Source organism: Paenibacillus barcinonensis (assembly GCF_003217495.1).
Taxonomy (GTDB): Bacteria; Bacillota; Bacilli; order Paenibacillales; family Paenibacillaceae; genus Paenibacillus; species Paenibacillus barcinonensis.
In genome coordinates, this window is record NZ_QJSW01000015.1 from 80,500 (window position 1) to 93,028 (window position 12,529).

Below are 12,529 nucleotides of genomic sequence, written 5' to 3' on the forward strand. Positions count from 1 at the left end.
TTTATAGTATACTATGCTACACACTTTTTCCATATTAGGAGGAATTTTTATTATGTTAAGATGGATTAGTAAGACTTCAATGATTTTATTTTTCGTAGCTATTCTCACAAGCTGTGGTGGCCTCTCTAAGGCTGAGAAACAAGAATTTTATGAGAAAGCCATTCCTATTGGACAGGAATATTTCAAGAAATATTATGATGCTGAGGTTGAGTTCAATCGTTACGAGGTACATTTACCAATGTCATCAACAATTGTATTATATGGTCATGTTAAAGATGACCCGTACACTTCTCTTTCTTTGTCTCTTTCTCTTCCATCTTTAAAAGTAAATTCTGCTGGAGGACCTGGAGATTTTATAAAAAAACGAAAGAGCGAGGATGAGGCTAACTCCCAATGAAGCTTACAGCTGAAACCCTTCTACAGATGTGGATAATTGGATTGCTCAAATATTTCCTCAAAATTGGGTATCGCTCTCATTTAGCCTTCCTTCACTAGAGATTGATTCAGAATGTGGACCAGGAGAATTTATAAAAAAAAGAAAGAGTGAGGATGAAGTTTGTACTCAGTGAAATTTAGTTTTCCCTCTCGAAAGGTAGACTTAAACAATGATTCTACAGGCTGCTCAAAATCATCCGCTTAGGAATATCATTTTTAGGGGTTGTAGCTGTGACTAGTGGATGTGGAGGTTTATCCAATACAGAGAAAAATACATATTATCAAAAAGCCATACCTATCGGGCAAGAATACTTCAAGAAATATTATAATGTCGAAGTAGAATTTACTGAATTTTACATCAATATCCCTATCTCTTCAACAATGGTTTTAAAGGGGCATCTTGAGAATGATCCATATACAAAAGTTTCTCTGTATTATGACTTCCCTTCTCTTAAATTCTCAGTGAAACTTTCCTACATAATATCCTATACGTTAAAGCTGCTTCGATTTAAGCGAGGCAGCTTTTTTCATACTGCAAACAAATCTCTTCTCTCTTTTTTCATCCTACCTGTCACATTTTGTATCTCTGATTCCGTCATACTATATGTTAGGGGGGAATCGCTTGGAACAAGCATTTCAACAGATCATCACGGATGTGCTGAGAGGAGAAAAAGATAAGTATACCTTGATCGTCATTCGCTGTGAGAAATTCATCTTTAATTACTGCTACCATATGCTGGGAGATTACGGTGAAGCAGAGGACTGTAGCCAGGAGGTATTTCTGAAGGCCTATCGCGGACTGCATACCTATCAACCGGATCGACCTTTCGAAGCGTGGCTGTACCGCATTGCCTACAACCATTCCATTGATATACTTCGCAAGCGCAAGGTCACAAGGCTGCTGCCTTTTTTGTACAAAAATGACCGGGATAACAATCACGTCGATCAGGCAATTGATCACAAATATTATAACCCTGCCGTTTTGCACGCACTCGCCGTGCTGTCCGCAGAAGAACGGAGCTTGTTGATTCTGCGCTGTGTCGAAGACAAAAGCTACAACGATATCAGCCTTATTCTCCATCAGAATACAGCTTATTTACGCAAAAAATTTCAACGTGCTGCTGCCAAATTCAGAAAGAACTACGTCAGCCAAGAGGAGGAAAAGCCAAGTGAAGCACAGCGGTCCCGAACACGAGCTGAAACCACTATTTCAAAAAGTTGAACCTTCAGGCACTACCCTGCAAGATCGGATCATGAGCCAGATTCACAAAGAATCCGCACAGAAAGAGCGATTCATCGTCAAACATCGTGTCGGGGTCCTGCTTGTGGCAGGCTTGCTGCTGACAGCATCCACCGGCTTTGCGGCGATGAACTATCAGTCGTTATTCAACGACAATGGCGATGTGCTTTTGGAAGAAAAACCACTCACTGCTGATCCAGTCCACCAACGATCTCAAGAAGAACAGCTCCGAATGGAGCGTATGAATGAAATCTGGATGAATGAGATTAAACCGGGTGAAGCCGCATTGATCTATGTCGTTCCGAATAACCCACATCATCAGTTTGATATCCGGTCTAACCCGCTTAGAGTTGAAAATGTTGAGCAATTAAGCCACATGGTTCATGTCCCTGGCATACCGTTATCTCAAGAACTTATAGGTGCTTCACGTACATATACTTTTCAGAAGGCTAGTGTAAGTATGGAGTACAAGCAGGATGTATACGAGCTTTCGGATGAGAAAAAAGAAGCCCTGGTTCAAGAGCTGCGCCTTCAAGCTCAAACCTCAGGTCAGGATCATGCGCTAATGCCTGTGCCTGTAACCGATCAATTCTGGCTCTCTTCCATGACTTACGTTAGCGGACAGAATGAAATCTCGCTAAGTATTATGAATAACAAGGATAACGAACCGCTGATCGCTTCATATGATGAGGATCTCAACACCACCAGTCGCAAAATAAATATAAACGGACAAGATGTGATCGCGCGAACATACGGCGGTGATGTCACAGAACTCATGTGGGTCTATCAGGAGCCGAAAACCAAGTATGCATACCACTATACGATTGGTGTTCGAGAAGGTGTGGTTCCTCTGGAAGAGTTAATTCACATTGCGGGGACGCTGATTCCAGCATCTGACCGATAAATTTTCCGAATTTACTATAGTAAAAATGTAAGGCTTATCCACTTCAGCAGATCCACTTCGTAAAATAGTGTGAAGTGCACCCCTTAGAATAGACATTGGAAAAAATCCTGGGTTTAGCCGATGAAATTCTAGGCGGTGCACTTTATTGCGGAGTAGGGTCTTCAAAGGTTAGGTTTCAGATTGATCGGGCTTCAATGAACATTCTCCTTACATCAACCCATACGGGTATCTAAACACATTGATTGTCACTGGTTTAAACTTATTGAATGCTCGACATCTGCGCTGAGATGGACACGTTCCTCTCTTGTACAACTACCTCGTTGAAGAAAGATTCGAAGAATGAAGCGGGCACATACGTTACGCCTTTCTTGGATTGAACCTCATTCCCCAGAGATTCTGCCGTAACGCGTAAAGGCACTAAGACAGTTTCCTTTAGCTCGAAAGGAATCAGTCCGGGTCTACTCGTCTGAATAGCTTTGCCGTTCACAGTTAAAGTGTAGGATGGTGCGGATGCCGCTGCGCTAACTTTGGTGGCTGAGGCATAAAGTGCTCCGACTACTGTAACAACGCATAGAGGGGCGATAATTAAGAATGTTATTTTTCATAGAAAAGTCTCCTCTCTGAAAAAAACAAATCCATACACGTCCCAAAAATGTCGTTTATATAATTTAAAATCTTCATTTTTTTATTTCTCTTAAGGATAACTTATGATATGGCATTTGTTATGTAGCTCATTTATATCTATTAGTTTATTGAATTGAATAGATTATTTCACTGGCCAAGTAATAACTCAAATTAGATGATCCAGTTCCTATAAGCTTTCTTTTAATCCCAGAGAACCATTAAAAATGGTACTTTAGGTTCAAATCAACATATTTCCCCTTAAAACATTTACTACAATAACTTTATCTGTTACGGTTATTAAGCATATATAATTTTCCAATGGAGGGTATTAAATGAAATTAAGAAGAAAAATCTTACTTCTTTGTACCAGTGTATTTCTTAGTCTTTCTCTAAGTAGCATTAGTTATGCTATGAATGAAAGTAATTGGAAAGGAGAACTTAGTGGCTTTAGCTATAATTCTACAGATAATGTTTTCTCGAAGTCTGACGATTTGAATAACATTGAAGTTTCTATTTCCGATTCACATCTATCTGTATCATATATGCTAAATAATGTAGCTATCGATCTTCAGGCAGACAAGTATTCAGAGGATAAATTAGATAGCTACTCCGGCACAGCTCTTGTAGGTGAAAATTATTTAAAAACAGACATAGTAACTAATGAATACGGATTAAGTGGCGTGGTTTTTGATTCTCATCAAGTAGTTCATCATGCTTTTGTTATCGATAATACAGGAGAAACTGTTAAAAATTCACAACAAATTATTGATACTATCAATGATGGACAAGGAGAAATGGAAATATTACTTGAAGAACAAGGTGGATTTTCTACCTTTTCAACGGCAAAAGATCTGAATGTTAGATTAATTCATAAATCATCTGAAATGGGTGGATTCGTAAGAACGGGTTACAATGATGGTACATTATATTATACTAGATACACTAATGATCCGGATGGAATTAAAATTTATTTTGATAAACTTAATGCAACTATTGAAAAATTAGGACCTTTTGGTTCTTTTGGAATTAAAAATGTAGATTCTCCTTATGGTTTCGTGTATACAACACCTTTTGATGTTACACAACCTTTTCAAGATTATCCAATAAAACAACCCTCGACAAGTAGTAATAAGTTTATACTTTACTCCATAGCTTCAAGAGTAGTTCAAGCAGGGCCAGTACCTATTTATGCGTTTGACTCCAAAGAGATTACTATTCCATAAGGAAAGTTAGAGGAAATCATATGAAAAGTAATTGGATTGTCGCGAAAACTCTCGTTATAATTCTCATTTTAAGCAGAGGTTATTATCATTTTGTACCTTTCATACATGGCAACCCCTTCCCTTTTTATCATATGGAATTAAGTAGTATTCTTTATCTACCTTCTGTAGTGATAGCAGTAATCGTACTTTTATCAGCAATAATATTTCTCCTAACCAAACAAGCAACTGCAAAGAAAGTATTAGGAGTCTCAATCTTGATTGATAGTATTTATTTTATGCTTTATTCCTTAATAACATTTATCCCCGAGTTTACAATTTCATGGCATATCCTCATTTTATGTCTGGTCATTAGTGTACTGGAGTGGTTCACAGGTAAGAAAACCTTGGAGCATTAAGATGCAGGAAACAAATTTAATAAATCAATCATTATTTGCCCCCTTTAAAACAGGCATTGATTACTCCACCGCGGTTTAATCAATGAGGTCTTAGGGGGCATTTTTTTATAATTACAGATGCCAATTAATATATCTCTTCGTAGTACACACCTTAGAGATCTCAGTTTTATTAAGTAAAGAAGTGTTAATACTTGCAAACCAGAAGCTATATACTCTAAAACGGTGTTTTAGTCTGGGTTTCGTTTGAATGATCTGTACTAGTTCTATTGGAGATTTTCAATCCCCTCTGAAGATAAAGCCATATTATGTTTTTCAATGTGAGGAGAGATTATCCCCGTTCGAAATATGAATGCAAGCGATACAAACATACTTCCCGTGTCCAGCGATATAACACTGCACGTTCCTCCGTATTCTGCACTTCTACATTCAGTGAAAACACGCCATCTTCGAATCTGGTCATACTGTTCTTTGCCCCACTCCACTTGGACATGGGCATATCGATAATAAGCTTTCTAATCTCCATTTCCGTTTTCTCATTCCATTCCACGAGCGAAGCCTTACCTTTGTCCGAAAAGTCCTTTCGTTTCCGATACTCCTTCTCTGTAAGATACCTATAGAAAAATTCAGCCATCTCTCCCGGCGTGACCGGGTCCAGCCAGTGGGCTTCGCCTCGATCCAGCATATAAAGCAGCACGATCATTTTGTAGCTTTTGTTCATGATTGTCTTTTCTATATCTCGCAGCCATGCTTCATGCCGAACATAGATATCTCCCTCTACAGGAGATAACAACTCCGCCCAGTACAGGAAACCGACATATGAGCCAAATTCACTCCGGTATCCGATACTTTTAGACTGCCCCATAAGATGAAGCTCCAGATAGGTCGGGATACGTCCCAGCTCACGTTTGACATCCAGAAAATCCTGAAGCAACTTCTCGCGGCGTGGCATTCGTTTGCGGCTTAGCTCCTGAAGCAAGTTCACCACTCGGGTCTCCAGATGAATACCGCAGTTGTCTGGAACTTCCGGTATAGCCGAGTCCAGTGCTTTTCCACTACGTTCCTCATTTCCACGTACATCAAACAGACTAAGCTTCACATCCGCATTGCGGTAATTCCCGATCAGGTCGATGATAACGCAGTGAGACTTTCCTTCTGACAACCTCAAACCTCGCCCCACCTGCTGGGTGAATACCGTAAGTGACTCGGTGGGACGCACAAAAAGCAACGTATCTACACTCGGAATATCCGTCCCTTCGTTAAACAAATCTACGGTCAGCACAACTTCCAGTTCACCCGCTCCAAGCTGCCGGATGGCTTCCTCTCGCGACATCTCCGATGTACGCGAATGCAGGCTAAGCACCCTCACTCCCTGACTTCTGAAATACGCAGCCAAGTAGTCCGCTTGACGAATGGATGAGCAGAAACCGATGGTTCTTGTCTGCTTGTGCCGTATCCAAGCCGCATAGATCGTTTCCACATGCTCCTCTTGCAGTTGAACAGACATGAGCTGTTCTTCATCATATTTAGTGCCAAGCCAGCGAATCTGCGAATAGTCCGTATCATCGAATACGCCATAGTATTGAAAAGGCGCCAGCCATCCGCGCCGAATCGCTTCAATAAAATGCATCTGGTACGCGACGTTCCCGTCACACAGTGCATATACATCCTTGCCATCCAGTCGATCCGGGGTTGCTGTAATGCCCAGCAAAAACTGCGGATGGAAGTATTCAATGACCTTTACATACGTCTTTGCCGCCGCATGATGGAACTCATCCACCACGATCAGATCAAATGCATCGGACTCAAATACATCCCGGTGTCGTTGCAAACTCAGCGTATAGATCGAAGCGTATACACAGTCTGCCTCTCCATCCTTTTGCTTGCCATTAAATATCCCATGACTGCGCTCAGGCATGATCTGCCGAAACGACTTTTTCGCCTGATTCAGGATCTCTTCCCGATGCGCTATAAACAAAATCCGCTCAAACCTTTGGGCGAAAAAGCCCGCCAAATACGTTTTGCCAAGTCCAGTCGCCATGACCACCATAGCTTTTTCGTACTGCTCCTCCATCGTGGCATTCAATGCTTCGAGGGCATCTAATTGAGCAAATCGTGGCTGAATAGGCTGGAGAGGCAAGACAACAGACTCTTGTTCGGTTTCCTCCTCTGGCAGCCTCATGCCTAACTCCGCTTCCTCCATCTCGGTGATCCGCTGGATCATCTCTGGGTTTTTCTGGTGATACTGTCGATACTCTTCTTCATACAGTGCGATGGAATCCGGGTTTACTGGCAAGGTTGTCTCGTGATAGAAACTCTGCATAAATTTTTCCAATGCCGACTGAAACGTATATGGCTCTGCCTCCGCATTCATTGCCAAATTCCATTCATACCCCGTCTTGAGCGCCGTGAATGAGAAATTCGAAGAGCCAACAATCAGCATGCCTTCCCCATGCTCATGATCAAACAGATATGCTTTGGGGTGAAAAGAAGTGCCCATGCTTCGCCATAGCCTTGCTTCAATTCGTGAATCAACCTCACAGAGCGCCCGCAATCCTTCGGGCTGTGTGATGTACAAATAGTCTCCTGCGAGCATCCTCACCTCTGCCCCACGTTCTGCCGCTCGCTTTAAATGCGGAGCAAGCAGCTTGACTCCAGATTGCATAATAAAGGAGGTCATAATATAAATCCCGGACGCATGCTGCATCCGGGTAATAAGTTCATCGGCCAGATTGTCGGTAATCAGTTTTACATTAAGCTTCGTCGACATCGATCAGATACACTCTCTCCTGAAATCCTCCGCGCGCCTCGGCTTTATCTGCACGCAGCTTATCCAGCTGCGCCGCATTGGCACCATGAACCTCTGCCAGCGCCCGGATCACTTCGAGCATATCCGCCAGTTCTTCCAGCGCTTCCTGATCACTTCCAGCATTCATGTATTCTGTCGATTCTTCGCTCAGCTTTGTTCTTAACTCTTCCTTGTATTCCTCCGGGTCCAGAATGCGCGTCCGACACTCCTTACCGCTGGATGTGATAATATGCGGAATCTTGTCCCGCACCAATTTGTTGTATGTAGGCATGTGGTTTATCATCCTCTCTGCTGTGGAAGCTCTCCAGCTTCACGCCAGAATCTCCCTTTTTGCCATTATACCATTTGCCATGGATGGATAGAGGTGGATTTTGTAAAGTGATGGGAGCGGATTGAGGAAATAGAAATAGCCCATAACTACTCATTCGGGAGTTGAAATGGGCTTCCGATTAAATGAATCTATCCCAATAACTTTGTAACAATATCATTGAAATTCTTCGTTTCTTTATTGATCTCCACCAAGCATGTGTCATCGTCCGTAGCTGGTTCATATCCGACTCTAACCTTTTTAATTTCGTACTTGTCCATCATATCAAAGATATATCGTATTAATCCTTCAGCTTTTAACGCTGTCTCGGATTTCTCTCCACTGTACAACTCTTCTTCAGGAAAATTCATTGTAATATCTCCGTATTGCTCGTCAAACGAAAACACAATCATCACATCAATAAAATTGTGCCCTAAGTTAAGGTCAGACAGAAACAGGTTTCCCGTCCCCTTAGGGGAGAGTATCTCCTCGAAGCTTGTTATATCCTGAAATTCAGTATCCTTTCCCCTACTATTATCATAAAAGTGAGAACTTCGAATTTGATTCGTTTGAATACTCAAATCTTTTTTAATGAATTGATCCAGATTGCTTTTTTTGAAATCTAATAGGATGATTTCTAAACTTTCCACAGTTACAGCCTCCGTTATTGGTCAATAAAACCCTTAAATGATCTATCCCGATTAAGTCTTACCCCACGTCCATCAGGTAATTTTTTTTCAAGAAATGTTATACCTCTATCATTTGTAACTTTATCAAATCCTCCTGGGGAATCCAGTATATCTTGTAGATGCTTCTTGGCTACTTCGTTTATCTGATCGGGCCCACCCCGAACTTTTCCCCAAATATCAGGATTTCGCCCCGCATGTTTCTGTAAGGCATGTCCTACGATGGTCTCACCGCCTTTCTTGGAAGTTGTCGCAGAACTTAACACAGTTTCTTTATTCACATATACAGAATGCCTTACATTAAGATTTTCCATTTTAGATTTAGGAAAGAGCTTCAATCCATTTTTCTTAACCTTGTAGCCCTTATTATACATCCCCGTAAAAGCCATCGCGATCTTACCGAGTTGTAAACTTGCGATAGAAACTCCTGCTTGCCATGCAGGTATAGATACTCCGGTAATGGGATGTCGACCTTCTTCAAATGCCTTAATTTGTTCCTCGTATATATCTCCCCCACCAGACTCGGATTGCTTCGGCCCTGCTCTCATTTCCTCTAATGAACCACCATTATTAAAGTATTCTCTTAGTTCCTTCTGTCCTGGCATCCCATCCTCAGCTTCACTGGCAGGCATAACAACACCAAACAAAGGATTGTATACCATTCTTTGTTGCTCTTCCCGGTTAGCTGTATCCTGATTCATTATGCTGCCAGCAGCAATCTGCCCAATAACGGCCCCCAAGCTCACCTGTTCCTGATCCACCTGTTGGAACCTCTCGGCAATGGCCCTGAGATCCTGAGAGGACTTCACTATACTCTCCAGTGCACGATTCAGTACAGAACGAGATTGCTGAAAATCATAGAAGAACCGCTCCTGTGTGGCTCCTGTCCACTGAGATTCAATAAAGCCGATTCTTGCAGTCAGGTCATTCCGTATCGATTCCAGTTGCTGTCTTCCCTGCTCAATCTGTTTAGATACATGTAGTAGTTGCTCTGGTGTTACTTTAATTGTACTCATAGATTTCTCTCCGAAGTAAATAAGATTTTACTATGTTAGCAGAAGTACGTGATATATACATCCGTCCAATATCCTGATTTTTCCTTGTTATCAAAAGTGTTCTTTAAGCCCCTGTGCTCTTAGAGTCCTATGTTCAAAAAAACTGAGCAATTTATACACACATTGAATCAATAGATTATTTCAGCTCTGATAGTTCATGCTTCAACCGCTTCTCTAACTCCTTCATTATTTCTTCTGTTCGTTGAAGAAGCTTCTTGATGTTGTTTGCCTTTAGAGTCTGATCCTGTTTAGACTCCCCCATGGAGGACATATGTTGAATCGTACCAATGAACAAAGCAATATCCAACCCAGGTACAGTATCCGTATGCACCAAAGGTAAAATCTCATTCATAGTGAGTTCTTTCGGTGAATGTACTGTACGATACTTTTGGATATATAATGCCTTAATCATTGAGGAAAGTGACCAATCGCAGAGTATCAGACAGGCTTGGAACTGATTGTGACTTTGCATGATGCTGGCAAGTTTGATGTGATATTTTGAATGCTGGAGATAGCCCATCATTGTATTACGGAGTCTATAGTCATCTAGATTATGTCTGAACACAGATTGCATAGAATTATAACGTTCTTGAAAAGGTGGGGTAAAATCTACTTGGTGATTACAATGCGCTTCGGTAATGGACCAATTGCTTGCCATTGTCATCCCTCCAATGAGTTAATACCAGTATTATACAATAAAATAATACTTATAGTAATCAATTATTTATTTTGTATTCTTCGTTTGGTGTTTACCTTTAGGAAACTTGTCTACACTTTTGAACATAGAGGTGAAATACCATGAACGAGGACAGAGAAGTTTTAAAATTGGTCGGAGCCAGAATCCGTGCACTACGCAAAGAAAGAGGGTATTCACAAGAATCCCTCGGAGAAAAAGGTGGATTTCATTTTTCATACATAGGTCAGATTGAACGCGGTGAAAAGAACGTTTCTTTGGTGAACTTGGCAAAGATCGCTGAGTCCCTTGATGTAAATTTGATTCAATTATTTGCGTATGTGGAGGAACAATTTCATTTTACTGAGTCAGAAATAGTTATACAGGAGATTGTAGCCATGCTAAGAGAAGCTTCTCCAGATAGTATTCATTTGGTCAAAAATGTGATACGCGAGATTCTAAAGTGAACCCCGAAGTACACAGCGACAAAAGGCAGAACGATATAAGCCGTTCTGCCTTTTTTGGTTCTTCATTTCTGTTAAGTCTACTCAGATAGCCTTTGTTTTGCGGCAATTTGGGAAATTGCTGCACCCCCAAAATTCCGATCCTGCTTTATTTTTACGTTTTACCATTGCAGCCCCGCAACTACATTTAACATTTGATACTGCTTTAGATAAAGCTTGCTCTTTCTTGGTGGTAGCTGTTTTTATCTTTTTATTAGATGGCACCCACTTTCCCCAACTGCGCAGTTTGCTGTCCACTAAACCGCCGTGCCAATAATCTACTTTAAATTGATCAGCTTCTTTTCTTGCTGGACCCGTAAGATCAGAAGTGGTTACGATTAAAGATAGGATACAATCATAATTCCTCTTCGCACCTACCAGTTCCCGAACAGTCATCACCTGCACCTTATTATGATCAGCATAGCATTTTGCCTGAACAGCTGTTTTTTCGCCACGCTTATCAGTAATAACCAAATCTACTCCACCATCTCTACCTCCAACACCAACTTCTTTTACCGTATATCCATTGTCTCTAAAATACAGAGTCAGTAATCGTTCGAACTCTGCTCCTGTCATCTTATCTAATGGTAAAGCTAGAATCACATCGTCTGATCTGCAAGTAGAGGAGGAACGATTAAAGCTATTACTTGTTGGCTTTTTGATAGCTTGTTTCTTACGCGTGTTAGAGTTTCTTCGTTTTTTCTTTTTAGAAGGTTGTACTATTCCAGCAATAACAAATAATATAACAACACCAATAATGATCCATATGAACTCATTCATTTATTCACTCAATCCCCCTATTTTACACAAAAAGCTAATACTTCTTTATTAGAATCTCCATAATAATTATTTCACTTGATAGATAAACTCTCCATCAACTGAGCTAAAAACTTTAAATTCTTTAAAATATATCCTTACTTCCTTGTTACGTGTGAAATACTTAAGAAGCTCATTAATATCTTTTCTTGCTTTTTTTATATCGAAATTAATTTGGTCAATTACCACTATTATTTCATATGCTGCTTTATCTATAGCTTCGATAACTGATAACTTATGATTATCTTGCCATTCAACATTATATTTAAGCTTCATTTTAGTATCTTCATCGTTCATACCATTAAAAAACTCAATAATTTGAGGAATTATGTGCCCCCATAAATCATGTATTCCTAGCTCATTTTCAATCACCAGTAATTTTCCTAAATCTTGATCATAAACGAATCCATCACATATTCTATTACCGATTTTCTTTTTAACACTATAATAATTTGCCCCTTCTCCAAATATGAATTTATGATTTTTCTCCACTTCTTTCTCATACTCTCTCTCAAGTGAAAAAGTAACTTCATTAAACATTTTATTATTAAAATATAGAGCAGACTCTCCTACTGTATACTTTTTCTTTAAATCTACATTTTCTTTCTCATTATCATTTAATGCGAGTCTGAATTTTTTTGGTCTATAGTTATCATCTACTTCAAATAAATCAGTATAGTTTAACAAAAGTCTGTAGACTATATTGCGTTTCCCACGTTCACCATGTTTATTAGGTCCAAACACATCTTTATTAATAAGATCATAAATTTCATTATAATTTAGCCAAATGTTTTCGTTTGTTTTATATATTTCGACAATATGGTCTATAATTCTCATATAAATTAACAGCTCCCTTCAAAAT

General features: G+C 40.1%; 13 protein-coding genes. 5 read left to right on the plus strand and 8 right to left on the minus strand.

Annotated features, from left to right (window positions below; genetic code table 11):
- Nucleotides 1-52: 52 nt before the first annotated feature.
- The 3 genes from DFQ00_RS20170 (at nt 53) to DFQ00_RS20180 (ending at nt 2,579) form a co-directional block, all read left to right on the plus strand.
- On the plus strand, nt 53-397 hold the full coding sequence (locus DFQ00_RS20170; protein WP_110898287.1) for an outer membrane protein assembly factor BamD: 345 nt from the start codon (nt 53-55) through the stop codon (nt 395-397).
- A gap of 660 nt (nt 398-1,057) precedes the next feature.
- Complete coding sequence (locus DFQ00_RS20175; protein WP_244213934.1) at nt 1,058-1,657, plus strand: RNA polymerase sigma factor; 600 nt, start codon at nt 1,058-1,060, stop codon at nt 1,655-1,657.
- Nucleotides 1,605-2,579 carry a DUF4367 domain-containing protein gene (locus DFQ00_RS20180; RefSeq protein ID WP_110898289.1) on the plus strand — a complete coding sequence of 325 codons (975 nt, stop codon included), beginning with the start codon at nt 1,605-1,607 and terminating at the stop codon, nt 2,577-2,579. The genes DFQ00_RS20175 and DFQ00_RS20180 overlap by 53 nt, the downstream gene beginning before the upstream one ends.
- 259 nt (nt 2,580-2,838) lie before the next feature.
- Here DFQ00_RS20180 and DFQ00_RS29590 read toward each other — a convergent pair whose 3' ends face one another.
- A complete protein-coding gene (locus DFQ00_RS29590) occupies nt 2,839-3,066 on the minus strand; it encodes a hypothetical protein (protein ID WP_146236198.1) in 228 nt (75 codons plus the stop codon).
- Between the two features lie 469 nt (nt 3,067-3,535).
- Here DFQ00_RS29590 and DFQ00_RS20185 point away from each other — a divergent pair, with 469 nt between their 5' ends.
- Nucleotides 3,536-4,426 carry a hypothetical protein gene (locus tag DFQ00_RS20185; protein WP_110898290.1) on the plus strand — a complete coding sequence of 297 codons (891 nt, stop codon included), beginning with the start codon at nt 3,536-3,538 and terminating at the stop codon, nt 4,424-4,426.
- 723 nt (nt 4,427-5,149) lie between these two features.
- Here the strand turns inward: DFQ00_RS20185 and DFQ00_RS20195 are convergent.
- The 5 genes from DFQ00_RS20195 to DFQ00_RS20215 form a co-directional block, all read right to left on the minus strand.
- Nucleotides 5,150-7,588: a DEAD/DEAH box helicase family protein gene (locus DFQ00_RS20195; RefSeq protein ID WP_110898292.1), complete on the minus strand. Its 2,439-nt coding sequence runs from the start codon at nt 7,586-7,588 to the stop codon at nt 5,150-5,152.
- Nucleotides 7,572-7,898: a nucleoside triphosphate pyrophosphohydrolase gene (locus DFQ00_RS20200; protein ID WP_110898293.1), complete on the minus strand. Its 327-nt coding sequence runs from the start codon at nt 7,896-7,898 to the stop codon at nt 7,572-7,574. The genes DFQ00_RS20195 and DFQ00_RS20200 overlap by 17 nt, the downstream gene beginning before the upstream one ends.
- Nucleotides 7,899-8,086: 188 nt before the next feature.
- A complete protein-coding gene (locus DFQ00_RS20205) occupies nt 8,087-8,584 on the minus strand; it encodes a hypothetical protein (protein WP_244213935.1) in 498 nt (165 codons plus the stop codon).
- Nucleotides 8,585-8,598: 14 nt separating this feature from the next.
- On the minus strand, nt 8,599-9,636 hold the full coding sequence (locus DFQ00_RS20210; protein WP_110898295.1) for a WXG100 family type VII secretion target: 1,038 nt from the start codon (nt 9,634-9,636) through the stop codon (nt 8,599-8,601).
- A gap of 175 nt (nt 9,637-9,811) precedes the next feature.
- On the minus strand, nt 9,812-10,333 hold the full coding sequence (locus DFQ00_RS20215) for a hypothetical protein (protein WP_110898296.1): 522 nt from the start codon (nt 10,331-10,333) through the stop codon (nt 9,812-9,814).
- A gap of 140 nt (nt 10,334-10,473) precedes the next feature.
- Here DFQ00_RS20215 and DFQ00_RS20220 point away from each other — a divergent pair, with 140 nt between their 5' ends.
- Nucleotides 10,474-10,815 carry a helix-turn-helix domain-containing protein gene (locus DFQ00_RS20220; protein WP_110898297.1) on the plus strand — a complete coding sequence of 114 codons (342 nt, stop codon included), beginning with the start codon at nt 10,474-10,476 and terminating at the stop codon, nt 10,813-10,815.
- Between the two features lie 81 nt (nt 10,816-10,896).
- Here the strand turns inward: DFQ00_RS20220 and DFQ00_RS20225 are convergent, their stop codons facing one another.
- Together DFQ00_RS20225 and DFQ00_RS20230 are read right to left on the minus strand one after the other, a co-directional pair.
- Complete coding sequence (locus DFQ00_RS20225; protein WP_110898298.1) at nt 10,897-11,631, minus strand: restriction endonuclease; 735 nt, start codon at nt 11,629-11,631, stop codon at nt 10,897-10,899.
- 66 nt (nt 11,632-11,697) lie between these two features.
- On the minus strand, nt 11,698-12,504 hold the full coding sequence (locus DFQ00_RS20230; RefSeq protein WP_110898299.1) for a hypothetical protein: 807 nt from the start codon (nt 12,502-12,504) through the stop codon (nt 11,698-11,700).
- Nucleotides 12,505-12,529: the final 25 nt, after the last annotated feature.

Bases quoted from the DNA above. Each gene is read 5' to 3' on its own strand.
- DFQ00_RS20195 (WP_110898292.1), bottom strand. From the start codon at position 7,588: ATGTCGACGAAGCTTAATGTAAAACTGATTACCGACAATCTGGCCGAT.
- DFQ00_RS20200 (WP_110898293.1), bottom strand. From the start codon at position 7,898: ATGCCTACATACAACAAATTGGTGCGGGACAAGATTCCGCATATTATC.
- DFQ00_RS20170 (WP_110898287.1), top strand. From the start codon at position 53: ATGTTAAGATGGATTAGTAAGACTTCAATGATTTTATTTTTCGTAGCT.
- DFQ00_RS20215 (WP_110898296.1), bottom strand. From the start codon at position 10,333: ATGGCAAGCAATTGGTCCATTACCGAAGCGCATTGTAATCACCAAGTA.
- DFQ00_RS20185 (WP_110898290.1), top strand. From the start codon at position 3,536: ATGAAATTAAGAAGAAAAATCTTACTTCTTTGTACCAGTGTATTTCTT.
- DFQ00_RS20230 (WP_110898299.1), bottom strand. From the start codon at position 12,504: ATGAGAATTATAGACCATATTGTCGAAATATATAAAACAAACGAAAAC.
- DFQ00_RS20225 (WP_110898298.1), bottom strand. From the start codon at position 11,631: ATGAATGAGTTCATATGGATCATTATTGGTGTTGTTATATTATTTGTT.
- DFQ00_RS20210 (WP_110898295.1), bottom strand. From the start codon at position 9,636: ATGAGTACAATTAAAGTAACACCAGAGCAACTACTACATGTATCTAAA.
- DFQ00_RS20220 (WP_110898297.1), top strand. From the start codon at position 10,474: ATGAACGAGGACAGAGAAGTTTTAAAATTGGTCGGAGCCAGAATCCGT.